At 65.5% G+C, this 20,044-nt stretch carries 16 protein-coding genes; 11 read left to right on the top strand and 5 right to left on the bottom strand.

The annotated features are described in order from the left end of the window. Positions 1 to 76: 76 nt before the first annotated feature. A complete protein-coding gene (gene mobB / locus AC1DKD_RS09625; RefSeq protein WP_477143216.1) occupies positions 77 to 634 on the bottom strand; it encodes a molybdopterin-guanine dinucleotide biosynthesis protein B in 558 nt (185 codons plus the stop codon). A gap of 126 nt (positions 635 to 760) precedes the next feature. Between mobB and clsB the strand changes: the two genes are divergently transcribed. The 7 genes from clsB (at position 761) to AC1DKD_RS09590 (ending at position 10,724) form a co-directional block, all read left to right on the top strand. After that, positions 761 to 2,089: a cardiolipin synthase ClsB gene (clsB, locus tag AC1DKD_RS09620; protein WP_477143214.1), complete on the top strand. Its 1,329-nt coding sequence runs from the start codon at positions 761 to 763 to the stop codon at positions 2,087 to 2,089. 372 nt (positions 2,090 to 2,461) lie between these two features. After that, positions 2,462 to 3,052, top strand: a complete 591-nt coding sequence (locus AC1DKD_RS09615) for a TetR/AcrR family transcriptional regulator (RefSeq protein ID WP_017226764.1) — start codon at positions 2,462 to 2,464, stop codon at positions 3,050 to 3,052. A 73-nt stretch (positions 3,053 to 3,125) separates the two neighbouring features. Continuing rightward, positions 3,126 to 4,913 (top strand): acyl-CoA dehydrogenase C-terminal domain-containing protein, encoded by a 1,788-nt coding sequence (locus tag AC1DKD_RS09610; RefSeq protein ID WP_477104452.1) that lies wholly within the window; start codon positions 3,126 to 3,128, stop codon positions 4,911 to 4,913. Positions 4,914 to 5,025: 112 nt separating this feature from the next. Then, positions 5,026 to 7,452, top strand: a complete 2,427-nt coding sequence (locus AC1DKD_RS09605) for a 3-hydroxyacyl-CoA dehydrogenase/enoyl-CoA hydratase family protein (RefSeq protein WP_441629199.1) — start codon at positions 5,026 to 5,028, stop codon at positions 7,450 to 7,452. Between the two features lie 18 nt (positions 7,453 to 7,470). Continuing rightward, positions 7,471 to 8,670, top strand: coding sequence for an acetyl-CoA C-acyltransferase (locus AC1DKD_RS09600; protein ID WP_045237822.1), 1,200 nt, complete (start codon positions 7,471 to 7,473; stop codon positions 8,668 to 8,670). Between the two features lie 235 nt (positions 8,671 to 8,905). Further along, positions 8,906 to 9,862, top strand: coding sequence for a DegV family protein (locus tag AC1DKD_RS09595; RefSeq protein ID WP_441629197.1), 957 nt, complete (start codon positions 8,906 to 8,908; stop codon positions 9,860 to 9,862). 85 nt (positions 9,863 to 9,947) lie between these two features. Then, positions 9,948 to 10,724, top strand: coding sequence for an enoyl-CoA hydratase (locus AC1DKD_RS09590; RefSeq protein WP_441629195.1), 777 nt, complete (start codon positions 9,948 to 9,950; stop codon positions 10,722 to 10,724). An 85-nt stretch (positions 10,725 to 10,809) separates the two neighbouring features. Here AC1DKD_RS09590 and AC1DKD_RS09585 read toward each other — a convergent pair whose 3' ends face one another. From AC1DKD_RS09585 to AC1DKD_RS09575, 3 genes are all read right to left on the bottom strand, one after another. Beyond that, positions 10,810 to 11,493: a Fe2+-dependent dioxygenase gene (locus AC1DKD_RS09585; protein WP_441629193.1), complete on the bottom strand. Its 684-nt coding sequence runs from the start codon at positions 11,491 to 11,493 to the stop codon at positions 10,810 to 10,812. A gap of 23 nt (positions 11,494 to 11,516) precedes the next feature. Then, entirely contained in the window at positions 11,517 to 13,718 is a 2,202-nt protein-coding gene (locus tag AC1DKD_RS09580) for a TonB-dependent receptor (RefSeq protein WP_441629191.1), read from the bottom strand. 201 nt (positions 13,719 to 13,919) lie between these two features. Further along, complete coding sequence (locus tag AC1DKD_RS09575) at positions 13,920 to 14,324, bottom strand: acyl-CoA thioesterase (RefSeq protein WP_276287028.1); 405 nt, start codon at positions 14,322 to 14,324, stop codon at positions 13,920 to 13,922. A gap of 200 nt (positions 14,325 to 14,524) precedes the next feature. Here AC1DKD_RS09575 and AC1DKD_RS09570 point away from each other — a divergent pair, with 200 nt between their 5' ends. The 4 genes from AC1DKD_RS09570 to AC1DKD_RS09555 all read left to right on the top strand — a co-directional run bounded on the left by AC1DKD_RS09570 (position 14,525) and on the right by AC1DKD_RS09555 (position 19,395). Beyond that, complete coding sequence (locus AC1DKD_RS09570; protein WP_441629188.1) at positions 14,525 to 16,420, top strand: ABCB family ABC transporter ATP-binding protein/permease; 1,896 nt, start codon at positions 14,525 to 14,527, stop codon at positions 16,418 to 16,420. 193 nt (positions 16,421 to 16,613) lie between these two features. After that, entirely contained in the window at positions 16,614 to 17,747 is a 1,134-nt protein-coding gene (locus AC1DKD_RS09565) for an ABC transporter substrate-binding protein (protein WP_477143213.1), read from the top strand. Further along, a complete protein-coding gene (locus AC1DKD_RS09560; protein WP_441629184.1) occupies positions 17,744 to 18,607 on the top strand; it encodes an ABC transporter ATP-binding protein in 864 nt (287 codons plus the stop codon). The genes AC1DKD_RS09565 and AC1DKD_RS09560 overlap by 4 nt, the downstream gene beginning before the upstream one ends. 2 nt (positions 18,608 to 18,609) lie before the next feature. After that, positions 18,610 to 19,395, top strand: coding sequence for an ABC transporter permease (locus AC1DKD_RS09555; RefSeq protein ID WP_441629182.1), 786 nt, complete (start codon positions 18,610 to 18,612; stop codon positions 19,393 to 19,395). A 132-nt stretch (positions 19,396 to 19,527) separates the two neighbouring features. Here the strand turns inward: AC1DKD_RS09555 and AC1DKD_RS09550 are convergent, their stop codons facing one another. After that, positions 19,528 to 19,986 carry an Lrp/AsnC family transcriptional regulator gene (locus AC1DKD_RS09550; protein ID WP_276288686.1) on the bottom strand — a complete coding sequence of 153 codons (459 nt, stop codon included), beginning with the start codon at positions 19,984 to 19,986 and terminating at the stop codon, positions 19,528 to 19,530. Between the last annotated feature and the right edge of the window lie 58 nt (positions 19,987 to 20,044).

Raw genomic sequence — 20,044 nt, 5'->3', positions numbered from 1 at the left:
GTTTCGAGGCGGTGCCGGCGGCGCGTGTCGCATTGGCCTACCAGCGCAGCATCGAGGGGCCGCGCAGCGGCCACGTCTATCGCGTCTGGTGAGGCTGCGCCAGGGTGGCGGCCAGGGCTGGCGTGAGTTCGAGCGCGCCATCCTGGATCAGTTGGCAGATGGCATCGAGGTCGGACAGGTCCAGCACGGGCAGGGCGGTGAGCATGGCCACCGCCTCCGGTTTGTCGCTGGCTATGGCCACAATGCTCCGCACCTGCGGCCATAGCGACGGCCTGCCAAGGTCCGGCCGGAACACTTCCAGCTTGGGGAAATCGCTGTGCTTGTAGCCTTCCACCAGCACCAGGTCGGTGCCGGCTGGCAGCACGGCAAGCGCGTCGGCCAGTTCGGGCGAGGCTTCGGACTCGGGGTAGTGGCGCATCAGCGTCAGGTGRCGCGCGCCSACCAGCACGACATTGGCGCATCCGGCCKSGCGCATGCGCCAGGARTCCTTGCCAGGGGTGTCGGGGTCGAAGCCGTGGTGGGTGTGCTTGACGCCGGCCACGCGCAGCCCGGCTGCGACGAAACGCGGGATCAACTGATCCAGCAGCGTGGTCTTGCCGCTGCCGGACGAACCGGAGATGCCGAAAACCTTCACGATGTCGGGGCGGTGAGGGGATAAAGCGCCGACGATAGCAGAGAACGGCCGGAAAGGCCGGAACAGTGCGCCGTGCGCGCCGCCTTTGGCGCGCACGGGACATCGGCGTGCCTGATAATGTGCCCCATGTCCCCGATTCCGATCCCACGCCAGCCGTACGCGCTGCCCTGCGGCATTGCCGCCTCGCGCGACGATGCCGATGCGCCGGCGCCCCCGCGCGCGCCGCGGCGCGCCGGTCCGCTGCGTTCCGAGTGGCGCCGCGGCAAGCCCTTGGGCGGCAACGCCGTCCGCCTGCTGCGTGGCGGCCAGGAGTTTTTCCCCGCCCTGATTGCCGCTATCGACCAGGCTGTGTTCTCGGTTTCGCTGGAAACCTATATCTATGCCGATGACGAGGTTGGCACGGCAGTGAGCGATGCCCTGATCCGCGCTGCCGGGCGTGGCGTGATCGTGCGCCTGGTCGTGGATGGCTTCGGCGCCGGCGACATGCCGGCCGGGCTCGCCGCGCGCTTGCGCGATGGCGGCGTGTGCCTGAAGATCTTCCGCCCCGTGCGCCGCTTCAGCCTGGCGCGGCGCAACCTGCGCCGGCTGCACCGGAAGCTGGCGGTGATCGACCAGCAGATCGGCTTCGTTGGCGGCATCAATATCATCGACGACCACAACCACGGGCCTTTCGAGAGCGCGGGGCTGGGCCCGCGCTATGACTTCGCCGTGGCGGTGCGGGGCCCGCTGGTCAACCAGATCGCGCTGACCGCCGAACGCCTGTGGTGGCAGCTTTCGCTGCGCGGCGAAATGCGCACCGTCGGCCTGGCCGGCGTGGCGGCCGAGTTCCCGCTGATCACCGACCTGCCGCTGCCGCGCCAGGACCTCGCCGGCGGCATGCGCGCCGCGCTGCTCTTGCGCGACAACCTGCGCAACCGCCGCGCCATCGAGCGCCAGTACCTGCAGGCGCTGGGCGGCGCGCGGCGGGAGGTCATCATCGCCAATGCGTACTTCCTGCCCGGGCACAAGATGCGCCGCGCCTTGCTGGCCTGCCGCAAGCGCGGCGTGCGCGTGCGGCTGCTGCTGCAGGGCATGGTCGAGTACCGCCTGCAGCACTATGCGACGCACGCGCTGTATGCGACCTTGCTCGGCGCTGGCRTGGAGATCCACGAATACGGCGAGAGTTTCCTGCACGCCAAGGTGGCTGTGATCGACGATGCCTGGGCCACGGTGGGATCCAGCAACCTGGACCCGTTCAGCCTGCTGCTGGCGCGCGAGGCCAACGTGGTGGTCTCCGACGGCGCGTTTTGCGCCGAACTGCGCCAGGAACTGGAGCTTGCCATTGCCTCGCGCAGCGTCGAGGTCAAGGCCGCCACCCATGCGCGGCGCTCGGCGTTGCGCCGCATGGGAAGCTGGGCCGCGTATATGGTGCTGCGCGTCGGCGTGATCATCGCGGGCGTGACAGGGCGCTACTGATCGCGGGACAATGCGCCGGGCCGCGCGGGCATGTTGCTTTGCGGCACGGGGGCGGGAAATATCGCTGCCTCGCTGCGCCGTGGCATGTTGCAGCGCAAGAGGCGCGGCCGCTGCGTTTAGAAACCCCGATCTAATTAAAAGCTTGCTGCCGGCGAGCGCCATCACAATAATCTGAACGATCGTTCTTTTTTGCCTTAGACTGCGTGCATTCGCGTCTGCCGGGCGGTGATAACAGGCAGCCAGGCAGCGAAAAAAGCACTACGTCAGGGTCAAACGCTGCGCGATCAGGATCGCGCAGCGAAGAACGGAGAAATAATCATGCGACACCAGTCAGCTCGTCTCGAATCCGGCACTTCCGCGTCTCCCGCGCCCATGCGCAAGGGGGAAATGACGCGCGTGGCGATTCTGGATGCCGCGCTGGAGCTGTCGTCCCGCGACGGGCTCGAAGGCTTGACCATCGGCTTGTTGGCGGAACGCATGCAGATGAGCAAAAGCGGCGTGTTCGCGCATTTCGGTTCGCGCGAGGACCTGCAGGTGGAAGTGGTGCGCGAGTATCACCGCCGTTTCGAGCAAGAGGTCTTCTACCCCTCGCTGCACGAACCGCGAGGCTTGCCGCGCTTGCAGTCCATGGTGCGCCGCTGGATGGAAAAGCGCATCCAGGAAGTGACCACGGGATGCATCTACATCAGCGGGGCGGTGGAGTACGACGACCGCGCGGAAAGCCCGGTGCGTGACGAGCTCGTCAAGAGCGTCACCATCTGGCGCGCCGCGCTCACGCGTGCCATCGACCAGGCCAAGGAACAGGGGCACCTGCGCGCGGACTGCGATCCGCGCCTGATGCTGTTTGAAATGTACAGCCTTGAACTAGGCTTGCATCACGACGCCCGTTTCCTGCGGCTGCCCGCCAGTGCGGAGCTTGCCATGGTCGCACTCAACAAGTTGATTCAGTCTTACCGTACCTGACGCCGCCGCGGCGTCCCGTGCCGGATCGTGCACGGGCGGCGTAGCGGCTTTGCAAACCTCCAAGGAGTCTTTGATGGGCCAGTACACCGCACCGTTGCGCGACATGCAGTTCGTGCTCCATGAATTGCTCGGCGTGGAAGCCGAACTCAAGGCGCTGCCGAAGCACGCAGACATCGACGCGGACACCATCAACCAGGTGCTCGAGGAAGCCGGCAAGTTCTGCTCCGAAGTGGTGTTCCCGCTCAACCAGAGCGGCGACCGCGAAGGCTGCACCTACGTCGGCGACGGCGTGGTGACCGCGCCCAAGGGCTTCAAGGAAGCCTACCAGCAGTACGTGGAAGCCGGCTGGCCGGCGCTGGGCTGCGACCCGGAATACGGCGGCCAGGGCCTGCCCATCCTGGTCAACAACGCGCTGTACGAGATGCTGAACTCGGCCAACCAGGCGTGGACCATGTACCCCGGTCTGTCGCACGGCGCGTATGAGGCGCTGCACGCGCACGGCACGCCCGAGCTGCAGAAGGTCTACCTGCCCAAATTGGTCTCCGGCGAATGGACCGGCACCATGTGCCTGACCGAGCCGCATTGCGGCACCGACCTGGGCATCCTGCGCAGCAAGGCCGAGCCGCAAGGCGACGGTTCCTACAGCATCAGCGGCACCAAGATCTTCATCTCGGCCGGCGAGCACGATCTCTCCGCCAATATCATCCACCTGGTGCTGGCGCGCCTGCCGGACGCGCCGCAGGGCACCAAGGGCATCTCGCTGTTCGTGGTGCCGAAGTTCATCCCCGACGCCAATGGCAACCCGGGCGAGCGCAACGGCATCCAGTGCGGTTCGATCGAGCACAAGATGGGCATCCACGGCAACGCCACCTGCGTGATGAACCTGGATGGCGCGCGCGGCTGGATGGTGGGCGAGCCCAATAAGGGTCTGAACGCCATGTTCGTGATGATGAACGCCGCCCGCCTGGGCGTTGGCATGCAGGGCCTGGGCCTGACCGAAGTGGCCTACCAGAACTCGCTGGCCTACGCCAAGGACCGCCTGCAGATGCGCGCGCTGACCGGTCCCAAGGCACCGGACAAGCCGGCCGACCCGATCATCGTGCACCCCGACGTGCGCCGCATGCTGCTGACGCAGAAGGCCTTCGCCGAAGGCGGCCGCGCGTTCAGCTACTGGACCGCGCTGCAGATCGACCGCGAACTGTCGCATCCGGACGAATCCGTGCGCAAGGAGGCTGGTGATCTCGTCGCATTGCTGACGCCGGTGATCAAGGCCTTCCTGACCGACAATGCGTTCACCGCCACCAATGAGGGCATGCAGGTGTTCGGCGGCCACGGCTATATTGCCGAGTGGGGCATGGAGCAGCATGTGCGCGACGCGCGCATCAACATGATCTACGAGGGCACCAACACCATCCAGGCGCTGGACCTGCTGGGCCGCAAGATCCTGGGCGACATGGGCGCCAAGATGAAGGCCTTCGGCAAGATCGTGCAAGCGTTCGTCGAGGAAGAAGGCACCAACGAAGCCATGCAGGAGTTCGTCAACCCGCTGGCGGACCTGGGCGACAAGGTGCAGAAGCTCACCATGGAAATCGGCATGAAGGCCATGGCCAACCCCGACGAAGTCGGCGCCGCCGCGGTGCCTTACCTGCGCGTGGTGGGTCACCTGGTGTTCTCGTACTTCTGGGCCCGCATGGCCAAGATCGCGCTGGAGAAGGAAGCCAGCGGCGACAAGTTCTACACCAGCAAGCTGGCTACCGCGCGCTTCTACTTTGCCAGGCTGCTGCCGGAGACCGCGTCGCAGATCCGCATGGCGCGTGCCGGTTCGGCGACGCTGATGGCGCTGGACGCGGATTTGTTCTGACTGGCCGTCTTGATTTAACACGGTTGTATTAGCGCACCAGCGGCAACAGCAAAGCCAGCGCGGCGCGCCGCCAACCCACCTCATCTCAACGCTCACTTTCCTAGGAGCGCGCATGTCCAATTTCATCGTCAAGAAGGTCGCCGTGCTGGGTGCCGGCGTCATGGGGGCGCAGATCGCCGCCCATCTCGTCAATGCCCGCGTGCCTGTGGTGCTGTTCGACCTTCCCGCCAAGGAAGGCCCCAAGAACGGCATCTCGCTGCGCGCCATCGAGAACCTGAAGAAACTCTCGCCGGCGCCGCTCGGCATCAAGGACGAAGCCGGCCTGATCCAGGCCGCCAACTACGAAGACGACCTCGCGCTGCTCAAGGAATGCGACGTGGTGATCGAGGCGATCGCCGAGCGCATGGACTGGAAGCACGACCTGTACAAGAAGGTCGCGCCACACCTGGCCTCGCACACCATCTTCGCCACCAATACCTCGGGCCTGTCGATCACCGCGCTGTCCGACGGCTTCGACGCGGACCTGAAATCGCGCTTCTGCGGCGTGCACTTCTTCAACCCGCCGCGCTACATGCACCTGGTGGAGCTGATCCCGACCGCCACCACGCAGCCCGCGATCCTGGACCGCCTGGAAACCTTCCTGACCTCCACGCTCGGCAAGGGCGTGGTGCGCGCCAAGGACACCCCCAACTTCATCGCCAACCGCGTTGGCATCTTCTCGATCCTGGCGGTGTTCGCCGAGGCCGAGAAATACGGCATCCCGTTCGATGTGGTCGACGACCTGACCGGCTCCAAGCTGGGCCGCGCCAAGTCCGCCACCTTCCGCACCGCCGACGTGGTGGGCCTGGACACCATGGCCCACGTGATCAAGACCATGCAGGACACCCTGCTGGACGATCCGTTCGCGCCGGTGTACAAGACGCCCGCCGTGCTCAAGGGCCTGGTGGATGCGGGCGCATTGGGCCAGAAGACCGGCGCCGGCTTCTACAAGAAGGAAGGCAAGGCCATCAAGGTGCTGGACCCCAAGACCGGCCAGTACGTCGACTCGGGCAAGAAGGCCGACGAGATCATCGTGCGCATGCTGAAGAAGGAACCGGCCGAGCGCATCAAGCTGCTGCGCGAATCCACCAACCCGCAGGCGCAGTTCCTGTGGGCCGTGTTCCGCGACGTGTTCCACTATATCGGCGTCTACCTCGAGCAGATCGCCGGCTCCGCCGCCGATATCGACCTGGCGATCCGCTGGGGCTTCGGCTGGAATTCGGGCCCCTTCGAGGACTGGCAGTCGGCTGGCTGGAAGCAGGTTGCCGGGTGGGTGAAGGAAGACATCGACGCGGGCAAGGGCTTGTCCAGCGCAGCGCTGCCGTCGTGGGTGTTCGAAGGCCCCGTCGCTGACAACCAGGGCGTGCACGGCGCGCAGGGTTCGTGGTCTCCCGCCGCGCAGGCCTTCGTGCAGCGCAACGCGCTGCCGGTCTACGAGCGCCAGGTGTTCCGCGCCGCGGTCAAGGGCACGGCTGCCGCCGATCCGCGCAAGGCAGGCCGTACCGTGGAAGAAAACGATGCCGTGCGCATCTGGGTGAGCGAAGGCCAGGACGATGTGCTGGTGGTCTCGTTCAAGAGCAAGATGAACACCATCGGGCCGGACGTGATCGACGGCCTGACGCGCGCCATCGACCTGGCGGAAGTCGGGTACAAGGGTCTGGTGGTGTGGCAGCCCACGTCGCTGCAACTGGGCGCGCCGGGCGGCCCGTTCTCCGCGGGTGCCAACCTGGAAGCCGCGATGCCGGCCTTCATGATGGGCGGCGCCAAGGGCATCGAGCCSTTCGTCAAGAARTTCCAGGACGGCATGATGCGCGTGAAGTACTCTGCCGTGCCGGTGGTGTCGGCAGCGTCCGGCATTGCGCTGGGCGGCGGCTGCGAACTGATGCTGCATTCGGCCAGGCGCGTGGCCGCGCTGGAAACCTATATCGGCCTGGTGGAAGTGGGCGTGGGCCTGGTGCCGGCAGGCGGCGGGCTGAAGGAAGCGGCTTTGGCGGCTGCGCGCGCGGCACAAGCCGCCGGCAGCACCAACTACCTGCAGTTCCTCACCAACCGTTTCCAGGCAGCCGCCATGGCCAAGGTTTCGGCTTCGGCGCTGGACGCGCAGAAGATGGGCTACCTGCAGCCGTCGGACACCATCGTGTTCAACGTGCATGAGCTGCTCTACGTGGCACAGAACGAAGTACGCGCGCTGGCCAACGCAGGCTACCGCGCGCCGATGCCGGGCACGCTGGTGCCGGTTGCCGGCCGCTCGGGCATCGCCACCATCAAGGCGTCGCTGGCCAATATGCGCGACGGCGGCTTTATCTCCGCGCACGACTTCCTGATCGCCAGCCGCATTGCCGAGGCAGTGTGCGGCGGCGACGTGGAGGCCGGCTCGCTGGTCAGCGAGGAGTGGCTGCTGGCGCTGGAACGCAAGGCCTTTGTCGACCTGCTCGGCACGGGCAAGACCCAGGAACGCATCATGGGCATGCTGCAGACCGGCAAGCCGGTGCGCAACTAAGGCAAGCGAGGAACCGACATCATGAAACAACTGCAAGACGCATACATCGTTGCCGCGACCCGCACGCCGATCGGCAAGGCACCCAAGGGCGCGTACAAGAACACCCGCCCGGACGACCTGCTGGCCACCATCCTGCGCGCGGCCGTGGCGCAGGTGCCCAATCTCGATCCGAAGTTGATCGAAGATGCCATCGTCGGCTGCGCGATTCCCGAGGCACAGCAGGGCCTGAACGTGGCGCGTATCGGCGCGCTGCTGTCCGGCCTGCCGAACACCGTGGGCGGCATCACCGTCAACCGTTTCTGCGCCTCGGGCGTGTCGGCGGTGGCGATGGCGGCCGACCGCATCCGCGTGGGTGAATCCGATGTGATGATCGCCGCCGGCGTGGAATCGATGAGCATGGTGCCGATGATGGGCAACTCGCCGTCGATGTCGCCGTCGATCTTCGAGCGCGACGAGAACATCGGCATTGCCTACGGCATGGGCCTGACCGCCGAGAAGGTCGCGCAGAAGTGGCAGGTCAGCCGCGAGGATCAGGATGCCTTCTCGCTCGCTTCGCACCAGAAGGCGATCCGCGCGCAGCAGGCCGGCGAGTTCAAGGACGAGATCACCCCGGTGGATATCGTCGAGAAATTCCCCAACCTGGCCAGCGGCCAGGTCGACGTGAAGACGCGCACCCTGTCGCTCGACGAAGGCCCGCGTCCGGAGACCTCCATCGAAGGCCTGGGCAAGCTGCGCCCGGTGTTTGCCAACAAGGGCAGCGTCACCGCCGGCAACAGCTCGCAGACCTCGGACGGCGCCGGCGCGCTGATCCTGGTTTCGGAAAGGATCCTCAAGCAGTTCAACCTGGTACCGCTGGCGCGCTTCGTGTCGTTCGCGGTGCGCGGCGTGCCGCCCGAGATCATGGGCATCGGCCCGAAGGAAGCGATTCCCGCGGCGCTGAAGGCAGCCGGCCTGACGCAGGACCAGATCGACTGGATCGAGCTGAACGAAGCCTTCGCCGCGCAATCGCTGGCGGTGATGCGCGACCTGCAGCTGGACCCGGCCAAGGTCAACCCGATGGGCGGCGCCATTGCACTGGGCCACCCGCTGGGCGCCACCGGCGCGATCCGTTCGGCCACCGTAGTGCACGCGCTGCGCCGCAACAACCTGAAGTACGGCATGGTGACCATGTGCGTCGGCACCGGCATGGGTGCCGCAGGTATCTTCGAGCGCGTTTAAACGCGCCACAAAGAGCAGGTGCGTCACGGCGGCGAAACACGCCGCTTGCCAACGTCCTGCTCCCCTCTCCCGCTTGCGGGAGGGGCCGGGGGAGAGGGCCGGCGCATCGGTTCGGCGCCGGCGACTGAATACCATCCTCTCCCCGGAACCCCCGATCAGGTGAAGAATGCAGTGCCATAACAAGGAGACAGCTGCCGCCTCGACGCGGCTCACCTGACAGGGAGGAGACAACCAGATGCAGGAGACAGTCATTCTGGCCGACGCCGCGTGCGATATGCCTCGCGCGCTGATGGCCGAACTCGGGGTACAGACGGTGCCGTTCCGCATTCGCGCGGGCGACCGCTTCGTGGCCGACGTGCGCGACGAGCCCGCCTTGCCGTCGCTCTACGAGCAGTACCTGGTGGGAAAGCAGGACCATTACGCCGAATCCGTTCCCTTGCTCGAGCGCGAAATCGAGGACCACATGCTCAGGCATGTGGTCACTTCGTGCGATCGCGCGTTACTGCTTACCATCGCCAGCACGCGCAGCAAGCTGTACGCGCACGCCACCGGCGCCGTCGTCGGCACTGTGGCCAAGAGCTTCAAGCTGCGCAAGGACGCGGGGCGCACGGGGCTGTTCGAGTTGACGGTGATCGATACGGGTGCGATCGGCCCGGGCCAGGCGCTGATCGTGCGCGAAGCGGCCCGCATGCTGAACGGCGGCGCCAGCGCGCAGGCCGTGGTGGAAGCCGTCGAGTCGCGCCTGCGCGATGCCGCGCACATGTTCCTCGTGCCCGACGAGTTGCTCTACATGTACACGCGGGCCAGGCAAAAGGGCGAGAACAGCATCACGTGGGGACGCTATATGCTAGGCAGCGCTTTCAATATCCGCCCCATCGTGCATATGCATCGCGGCCAGACCGAGCCGGTGGCCAAGGCGCGCGGCGCGGACGAAGGCATGCGCCGCGTGATGGCGCATGCGGAGCATTGCATTCGCAGCGGGCGATTGCTGAGCCCGGCGGTGGCGCTCAGCTATGCGGGGCCTCCGGAGGCGATACGCGCCCTGCCGGCCTTCCAGTCGCTTGCGCGCACCGCGCAGCAGCACGATGTGGAACTGATGCTGGCGCCGATGAGCCTGACGGTGGCGCTCAACGTCGGAGCAAAGGCGTTCGGGATGAGCTATCTTTGCGAAGAACCGCCGCCGCTCGAATAAGTGGAATAAGTGGAATAAGCGGGTTTATTTCCCTGCGAAGGGGAAGGCGGACAAGTCAACCAGGCAGTAAGGAGAAGACGATTTCATGAGCATCCTGACCACTATCGAACAAGGCATCCTGACCATCGAGTTCGATCGTCTCGACAAGAAGAACGCCATCACCGCGGCGATGTACCAGGCCATGGCCGACGCACTGCGCGCCGGCGATGCCGATCCCGCCGTGCGCGTGATCGTGATCCGCGGCAAGGCGGAAGTCTTTACCGCGGGCAACGACCTTGAGGATTTCATGCAGCGCCCGCCCACCTCGGGCGAAGGCGATCAGCCGGCACCGGTGTTCCAGTTCCTGCAGCAGATCAGCCAGGCGAGCAAGCCGCTGGTGGCGGCGGTAAGTGGCCCGGCGGTTGGCGTGGGCACCACGATGCTGCTGCATTGCGATCTGGTTTATGCCTCCGAGACGGCGAAGCTGTCGCTGCCGTTCGTGCAACTGGGCCTGTGCCCGGAGGCGGCATCGAGCATGCTGTTGCCGCGCCTGCTGGGTCACCAGCGCGCCGCCGAGAAATTGCTGCTGGGCGAGGCCTTCGGCGCGCAGGAAGCGCTGCAGATCGGCCTGGTGACGCGCGTGCTGCCGGTGGCGGAGTTGCACGATTTCGTGCAGCAGCAGGCGCGCAAGCTGGCCGCGCTGCCAGCTTCGTCGCTGCGGGAAACCAAGCGGCTGATGAAGGGCGGCGACAAGGCGGCCGTGCAAGCGAAGATGGCGGAGGAGGGCGAGGTGTTCCGGCGCATGCTGCACGCGCCGGAAGCCAAGGAAGCCTTCAAGGCGTTCTTCGAGAAGCGCCGCCCGGACTTCTCGCGCTTCCATTGAGCCTGCGGGCGTCCCTGGCCGATACGGCGGATGGGCGGCCCCCGCCGCTGCCGCCATTTGCGCGGCATCAAGGCCGAGGCCAAGGTCAGGGCGTCGCCCATTCGCGCAGCAGGTTGTGGTAGACGCCGGTGAGGCGCACCACGGTGGCGTGTCCATGGCCAAGCGCATGYCCGATTTCCTGGATGGCGGTATCCAGGTCGAACAGGAGGGCGCGCTGGCGGGCGTCCCGCAGCAGGCTCTGGATCCAGAAGAACGCGCATAGCCGCGTGCCCCGGGTCACCGGGCTGACACGGTGCAGGCTGGAAGCCGGATACAGGATCATGTCGCCGGCGGGTAGCTTGACCTCGTGCGTCCCATAGGTGTCCTCGATGATCAGTTCGCCGCCGTCGTAGTCGTCGGGCCCGCACAGGAAGAGCGTGGCCGAGATGTCCGTGCGGATGCTGTCCGAGCCGTCTGGAAGGTAGCGGATGGCATTGTCGACATGGGTGCCGAAGGATTGTCCGCCCGCATAGGCGTTGAACAGCTTGGGATAGATCCTGGCCGGCAGCGCCGCCGAGAAGAACAGGGGATGGCGCCGCAAGGCCTGCTCGATCATTGCGGCGATGTGCCTGCCCTGCGGGGAGTCGTGCGGCAATTGCAGATTGTCCTTGGCGAGGGAGGACTGGAATCCTGCGGTCGCCTTGCCGTCGGCCCAGTTGGCCTCCGTCAGCAGGCTCACGCTTTCCCGTACCTGTTCCGGCGTCAGGACGCCGGGTATGTGAATCATCATTTGGCTGACCCCGGCGCGTGGCGTTAGAAGGAGTAGACGGCCGACAGCACCGCGAACCGGCCATCGCCATACTCGATCGCGGACGAGCGCGATGCGCTGCCAAGCGTCTGGCGCACCCGCTCCACATAGGCCTTGTTGAACAGGTTGTCGATGTTGAGCTGGAACTTGAGGTTCTTGTTCGGGGCGTAGCCGAGCATGGCGTTGTGCACCAGGTAGGCACCAAGCGTGCCGTCCCCCACCGACGTCACGTTGCGCCTGCCGATGAAGCGTGCGCCGTAGCCCAGCGTCCAGCCCGCTGGCAACTGGTAGGTGGTCCACAGGCTGAAGGAGTGCGCCGGTGTGTTGGCCAGCGCCTTGCCTTCGCGCTCGGGCAGCGACAGTGACTTGAGTGTCTTGCTGTTCAGGTAAGTGTAGTTGGCGAAAACGTCCCAGTTCGGCGTCACCTTGCCGGCCGTGCCCAGCTCGACGCCGCGCACGCGCTGCTCGCCGGCCAGGGCGTAGCTGCCATCGGAGAGGCGTTCGCGCGTGTTGTCCTTGTCGACCTGGAACAGCGCCGCGTTCAGCCCCAGGCGCCGCTCCATGAACTCCCATTTGCTGCCGAGCTCATAGGTCTTGTTTTTCTCGGGCGCCAGTCCCCCCGTGGCTTTGTTCACGCCCGAGCCGGTGCTGACCAGGAACTCGGCGGACGGGTTGAAGGACGTGCCGTAGGCGAAATAGATCCTGCCGTTGTCCGTGGGCTTGAACACCAGGCCCGCCCGGCTGCTGAGCTGGTTGGTGGTGCTGTCCGCGCGGTCGGTCGCCTTGCCCAGCGGCGTGCTCTCGGCGCTGCCATCTATCCAGTCGTAGCGCAGGCCGAGGTTCAGGTCCCAGTGCTTGCCCAGGGCGATGGTGTCAAGCGCGTACAGCGCCTTGACGTCAAGCCACGTCTTGTTGCGCGCGCTGTCGCGCCGGTTGGTGGGCGCGCTCCAGTAGCCTGGCGGGCTGGAGAGATCGAAACCGTTGGCGGGATAGTATTTGGCGAGATTGTAGGAATAGGTAGTCCGGTCGTAAGTCTCGCGTGAGATTTCGAAGCCACTGACCAGGGTGTGTCCCAGCCCCAAGGTGGCGAAGCGGCTGGTCAGGTTGGTCTGGTTGATCCACAGCTCGGTGGCCGAGTCGCGGCCATAGCCCTGCGGTCCGGCCGGCAGGTAGCGGCCCGGCGGCAGCCCCGCCTGGTTCACGTGCGAGGCCGAGATCACGGTGTCGCGGTGCAGGCGCGAATAGCGGGTCAGGTTCTGCAGCTTGAGGTTGTCGTTGAATTCGTGTTCGAACCTGACGGTGGCAGCGTCGGTGGTGATGTTCTCCCGGTCCACGTTGCGCCAGCCGAAGTAGGCGTGCCGGCTGACGCCCGCGAGCCGCTGGCCGTTCAGCGCCGGCACGCCGTAGTCGGGCAGGTTGTCGTCGCGCTGGTGGAAATAGCTCAGCGTGAGGCGCGTCGGCGATTGCATGCCGAAGGTGATCGACGGCGCGATGCCCCAGCGGCGGCGTTCGAGGGCGTCGCGCCCCGGCACGTCGTTTTCGTGCGCCATCAGGTTCAGGCGGACGACTGCCGCGGGCCCGTTCCACGGCAGCGGCTGGTTGGTATCCAGGGTCAGGCGGTGGAAGCTGGCCGTGCCGAGCCCGCCGCCGACGTGCGTGAACCTGTCCGCCTTGGGTTGCTTGCTGATCATGTTGATGCTGCCGCCGGTGGTGCCGGCGCCGCCGAAGACCGAATTCGGCCCCTTGATCACCTCGACCGCTTCGAGGTTGAAGAGGTCGGAACGGTTGTTCTGCCCGCTGTCGCGCAAACCGTCGATCTGCATGTTCGCGTTGGCGCTGAAGCCGCGGATATTGATGCTGTCGCCGGAGCCGCCGCCGCCCTCGCCGGCGTTGAAGGTGATGCCGGAAACGTTGGAAAGCGCCTGCCGCAAGCTCAAGGCGTTCTGCTCCTCCAGCACGTGCTGCGGCACCACTGTGATGGTCTGGGGCGTATCGAGCAGCGGCGCCGCGTATTTGGCCGAGCCGGAGGCTTCGACCTTGGAACCGGGTGCCTGCGTTCCCGTGACGGTGACCGGCGCCAGTTCGATGTGTTTGCCTTGCCGTTGCAAATCGTCTGCCAGGACTGGTGTGGCGCAGGCCGCGGCCAGGACGACGGAAGCGAGAGGGCGCCGTGGCGGCAGCGCGGCAGACCTGATGTACGAACGCATGCAATTCTCCTTAAATGAAAATGATAATCATTAGCATTTAAGGATCTGAGGCGAGCCGAAACAATCAGAAACGGCTGCATGTGCGTGCGGAAATTTCCGCTTTTCCTCGCGGGCGTTCAGAGCATTCAGAGCCGACGCTGAACCCTCGCGCCGGCGCCCCGCCAGGAATGCCTGACAGGGGAGCCGGCTTCAGGCGGCCGCTTATATCGCTGGCAACACCCGCGGTTGCCTTGTGTCGTCTGTCGCCACATAGGTCAGGATAGCTTCGGTCACCTTGACGATCTCGTGGCTGTGGCGCATGCGCTGCGCATAGACTTCCACCGACACGGTGATCGAGGTGCGACCCGTCTTCTCGATATCGGCGTAGAAGCTCACCAGATCGCCGACAAAGACCGGATGCTTGAACAGGAAGGAGTTCACCGCCACGGTGGCCACGCGGCCCTGGGCGCGTTCCACCGCCGGGATCGAGCCGGCGATGTCCACCTGGGCCATGATCCAGCCGCCGAAGACGTCGCCGTGCACATTGGCGTCCGCCGGCATGGGGACCACGCGCAGGGCGGGATTCTTGCCAGGAGGCAGGCAGGGGAGGGCGTTGGCTTGGTTCATGATGGCTTGAGGCTGGATAGGGTTGGGGCGGGGTAGCAAGGGCTGCGGCGGGGTGCCGGCGCGCCGGCGCGCATGCCGGAGTGACCTTGCCGCCGTGCGGTCCGGGCGTCGAGGCGGTTCCGTGACGGGGATAAGCGGCGTGGCGCCGGCTAACAAAGACGATCTCTGCCACAATCGCATATTCGCCCGAATTCTAACGTATGCGACGCTACTCTACGTCGGCCGAGCCGTCCTCCGCCCAGCCTTCCTCCCTCTTCGGCAAATCCAACGTTCCGCGCAGCGACTGGCAGACCGTGCGCAACCTGTTGCCCTATGTCTGGCACTACAAATGGCGCGTGATGCTTGCGCTGGTGTGCCTGGTGGCGGCCAAGGTGGCAAACCTGGGCGTGCCGGTCCTGATGAAGAAGCTGGTGGACAACATGAACGTGCCCGCCGGCAGCGCTACCGCACTGCTGGTGGTGCCGGTCGGGCTGATCGTCGCCTATGGGGTCCTGCGGCTGTCGGGGACCTTGTTCACCGAATTGCGCGAGATCCTGTTCTCCAAGGTCACGCAGAGCGCGGTGCGCGAGATCGCCCTGCAGGTGTTCCGCCACCTGCACGCGCTGTCGCTGCGTTTTCACCTGGACCGGCAGACCGGCGGCATGAGCCGCGACATCGAGCGCGGCACGCGCGGCATCCAGTCGCTGATCTCGTATTCGCTCTACAGCATCCTGCCGACGCTGGTCGAGATGGGGCTGGTGATGGGATTCTTTATCCTGCACTACGACATCTGGTTTGCCGCCATCACGGGCTGCGCGCTGGTGAGCTATATCGTGTTCACCATCGTCGTGACCGAGTGGCGCACGCATTTCCGCCGCAGGATGAATGAGCTCGATTCCCGCGCGAACCAGAAGGCGATCGATTCGCTGCTCAACTTCGAAACCGTCAAGTACTTCGGCAACGAGGAGTACGAGGCCCGCCGCTACGACGAGAACCTGCTTACCTACCGCACGGCGGCGATCCGCTCGCAGAACTCGCTGTCCTTCCTGAATTTCGGCCAGCAGGCCATTATCGCCACCGGGCTGATCCTGATCCTGTGGCGCGCCACCGTGGGCGTGGCGGCAGGCAAGCTCACGCTGGGCGACCTGGTGCTGGTGAACACGCTGATGATCCAGTTGTACATCCCGCTGAATTTCCTCGGCGTGATCTACCGCGAGATCAAGCAGGCCACCACCGATATGGACCGCATGTTCGTGCTGCTGGGCACCAACCGCGAGGTGGCGGACGCGCCGGGCGCGCAGGCCTTGCGCGTGAGCGGCGCCGCCGTGCGCTTTGCCCATGTGGGCTTTGGCTACGAGAGCAACCGCGTGATCCTGGACGATGTGGACTTCACCATCGCGGCGGGCACCACCACCGCGGTGGTGGGACATAGCGGCTCGGGCAAGTCCACGCTGGCGCGGCTGCTGTTCCGCTTCTACGACGTGGGCAGCGGCGGCATCGAGATCGACGGCCAGGATATCCGCGCGATCACGCAGGACAGCCTGCGCCGCGCCATCGGCATCGTGCCGCAGGACACCGTGCTGTTCAACGACAGCATCTACTACAACATCGCCTACGGCCGTCCCGACGCCAGCCGCGACGAGGTCATCGAGGCAGCGCGCGCGGCCCAGATCGACGCCTTCATCCGCGAGTTGCCGCAGGGCTACGATACGCCCGTGGGCGAACGCGGCCTCAAGCTGTCGGGCGGGGAAAAGCAGCGGGTGGCGATCGCGCGCACGCTGCTGAAGAATCCGCCCATCCTGGTCTTCGACGAAGCCACCTCGGCGCTGGATTCGCGCACCGAACAGGCCATCCAGGCCGAGCTGATGCGGCTGGCGCAGAACCGCACCACGCTGCTGATCGCGCACCGGCTTTCCACCGTGGTGCACGCCGACCAGATCCTGGTGATGGATCACGGCCGCGTCATCGAGCGCGGCACGCATGCCGAACTGATGCGGCTGGATGGCCGCTACGCCGAGATGTGGCGCATCCAGGCCCGCAGCGCGGCGGATGGCGAGGCGCCGGTGGAGGATGTCTCCCTGGCCATTGAAGCAGGCGACGCCACGCAGGATGCCTGATCCGCGCCGCCGAGCGCCGCGGGCGGCAGGATAAATTGTCAACAATTTATCCTGGCAAACCGTATCGACATATCCGGGTGCACGAATTTGGTTCGACAATAAGTGGCGCAATCGCCCCGTGTTGGTGCGCGATTACATGGCATGCGCCTTGCAGACGAACTCTCCAGGAAGACGACCAACAGGAGAGAGTTCAATGCCGCTATTCCGCGCCGCCACCCAGTTCGATGCCATTGCCGCTTGCGTTGGCGCCCAGCGTACCGATGCCGGAACCGGCGCAGCCGCGTCCCCGGCGCGCCGCCGCCTGTTGCAGCTTGGCATRGCGCTCGGTACCGCCCTGGTGCTGTCRACACAATTCGCCGGCGAGGCGCACGCCCAGACCAAGGTGCGCTTCCAGCTCGACTGGCGCTTCGAAGGCCCGTCGGCGCTGTTCCTGCTGGGCGAGCAGAAGGGCTACTACAAGGCCGAGAAGCTGGATGTATCGATCGACGCCGGCAACGGCTCGGGCAACGTGGTCAACCGCGTGGCCTCTGGCACCTACGACATGGGCTTTGCCGACCTGGCCTCGGTCATGGAGTTCTACGGCAACAACCCGGACGCSAAGAACAAGCCGGTGGCCGTGATGATGGTCTACAACAACACGCCGGCSGCCGTGCTGGCGCTGAAGAAGTCCGGCATCAAGGCCCCGCACGACCTGGCCGGCAAGAAGCTCGGCGCCCCGGTATTCGACGCCGGCCGCCGCGCCTTCCCGATCTTCGCCAAGGCCAACGGCCTGCAGGCATCCAGCTTCAACTGGCAGGCCATGGACCCGACGCTGCGCGAGACCATGCTCACGCGCGGCGACCTGGACGCCATTACCGGCTTTTCCTTCACCTCCATCCTCAACCTCAATGCGCGCGGGGTGAAGGACGAGGACATCGTGGTGCTGCCCTATCCGCAATTCGGCGTGAAGCTGTATGGCAATGCCGTGATCGCCTCTGAAGACTTCCTCAAGAAGAACCCGGACGCCGTGAAGGCCTTCCTGCGTGCCTTCGCGAAATCGGCCAGGGACGTGATCGCCAGGCCCGAAGACGGCATCAAGGCCGTCAAGGCGCGTGACGGCATCATCGACGAGAAGCTCGAGACCAGGCGCCTGAAGATGGCGCTGGACAGCGTGGTCAGGTCGCCCGACGCACGCGCCGAGGGCTTCGGCCGGGTCAACAAGCCGCGCCTGTCGCTGATGGCCTCGCAGGTAGCCGATGCCTTCGGTACCAAGGGCCGCATCAACCCCGACAACCTGTGGACCGACGCCTACCTGCCGTCGGCCGCCGAACTGGATGTGCTGCGATGACGGTAGCCAACGCATTCCTGCGCGCCGGGGCCACGGCCCCGGCGGAACTGTCCGCCGAACCGGCTGCGCGACCCTTCGTCGATTTCAACCGGGTCTGGCTCGCCTATAACGACGAGCTTGCCCGCAAGGGTGAGTTCGCGATCGAGGACATCTCGCTGCAGGTGGAGCCGGGCGAGTTCATCGCCATCGTGGGGCCCTCCGGCTGCGGTAAGTCCACCTTCATGAAGCTGGCCACGGGGCTCAAGCCCGCCACGCGTGGCGTGGTCAAGATCGCCGGCGAGAAAGTCACCGGGCCGCTCAAGATGGTGGGCATGGCCTTCCAGGCGCCGACGCTGCTGCCGTGGCGCACCACGCTGCAAAATGTCATGCTGCCGCTGGAGATCGTGGAGCCTTACCGCTCCACGCTGCGCCAGAAGCGCGAGGAATACACGGCGCGGGCGCGTGAGTTGCTGCGCACCGTGGGGCTGGCCGGCTACGAGGACAAGTATCCGTGGCAACTCTCCGGCGGCATGCAGCAGCGCGCTTCGATCTGCCGCGCGCTGATCCACGAGCCGCGCATGCTGCTGCTAGACGAGCCCTTCGGCGCGCTCGACGCGTTCACCAGGGAGGAGCTGTGGTGCGTGCTGCGCGACCTGTGGCAGGCGCAGCGCTTCAACGTGATCCTGGTGACTCACGATTTGCGTGAAGCCGTGTTCCTGGCCGATACCGTCTACGTGATGAGCCAGCGCCCCGGCCGCATCCTGACGCGCAAGGAGATCGACCTGCCGCGTCCGCGCGACCTCGATCTGACCTATACCGAACCCTTCGCCGAACTCGTGCACTCGCTGCGCGAGAAGATCGGCCACGTACGGCAGCACTGACCATGAGCACGTTTTCTTCCCCGATGAGCGCGGCCCGGCAGCGCCGCGTGCAGCGCGTGGCGCCGTGGCTGCTGCTGGCTACGTTTCTGTTGCTCTGGCAGGGCGCTTGCCTGGTGTTCAACGTGTCGGACTTCATCCTGCCCAGTCCGAGCGCGATCGTCTCATCGCTGTTCGCGTATTGGGACGTGATCGCGGGCCATGCATGGCGGACCTTCTGGACCACCATGGTCGGCTTTGGGCTCGCCATTGTCGTGGGCGTGGTGCTGGGTTTGCTGATGGGGTCGTCCAGGCTGGCCTATGCGGCGGGCTATCCGCTGATGACGGCGTTCAATGCCTTGCCCAAGGCGGCGTTCGTGCCGATTCTGGTGGTGTGGTTCGGGCTTGGCGCCGGCCCGGCGATCCTGACGGCGTTCCTGATCTCGTTCTTCCCGATCATGGTCAATATCGCTACCGGGCTGGCTACGCTGGAGCCGGAACTGGAGGATGTGCTGCGCGTACTTGGTGCAAGGCGCACCGATGTGTTGCTCAAGGTTGGCCTGCCGCGTTCGATGCCTTACTTCTTTGCTTCGCTGAAGGTGGCCATTACTTTGGCGTTCGTGGGGACTACCGTGTCGGAGATGAGCGCCGCCAATGAAGGCATTGGCTATCTGCTGGTCTCGGCCGGCTCGGCGATGAAGATGCCGCTGGCATTTGCCGGCCTGGTGGTGATCGCCGTGATGGCGATGGTGATGTATGAGTTTTTCGCGGTGGTGGAGAAGCGGATGACGGGGTGGGCGCATCGGGGGTGAAGGGGGATTGAGTGCGAGTGGGGTTCGTTTGGGCGGCGTTGGGTTTTGCACCCGACAGCGACCAACCCCGCAGGGCGACGTCATACGGCTCTTTGGCCCAAACGCCAACGCGGAAAAAACAAGACCAATCAATCACGCATAATCCAAAGGCAAAGCAGTCGTGTACTTGATCTGCTCCATAGCAAAACTAGAACTAACATCCGCCAGCTCGGCCCCCTGGATCAGCTTCTTGTACACGCGGTCATACGCCGCAATATCCGGTACCACCACGCGCAGCAGGTAATCGGTATCCCCAGCCATGCGGTAGAACTCAGTCACCTCGGGGATCGAGGCGACCAGGTCGTGAAACGTCTTGAGCCATTTGACGCTGTGCTGGCTGGTGCGGACCGAGACGAATACCGTCACGCCCACATTCAGCAGCGCGGGATCCAGCAGCGCCACGCGCTTGCGTATTACTCCGCTCTCTTCCAGCTTCTGCACGCGCCGCCAGCACGGCGTGGAGGTGAGGCCCACTCGTTCCCCAAGCTCCGCCACAGGCACGGTCGCGTCCTCCTGAAGGGCGGAGAGTATCTGGCGGTCATAACGGTCCATGGCAAATCCTGTTGGCGCGCAGCGTACTCCCGGTGCCTGGCTCTGCGCCAGCCGCAAG

Source organism: Cupriavidus sp. 05T313 (assembly GCF_056396665.1).
The sequence above is the reverse complement of the archived record's forward strand: the minus strand, read 5'-3'. Positions and strand labels throughout refer to the sequence as shown.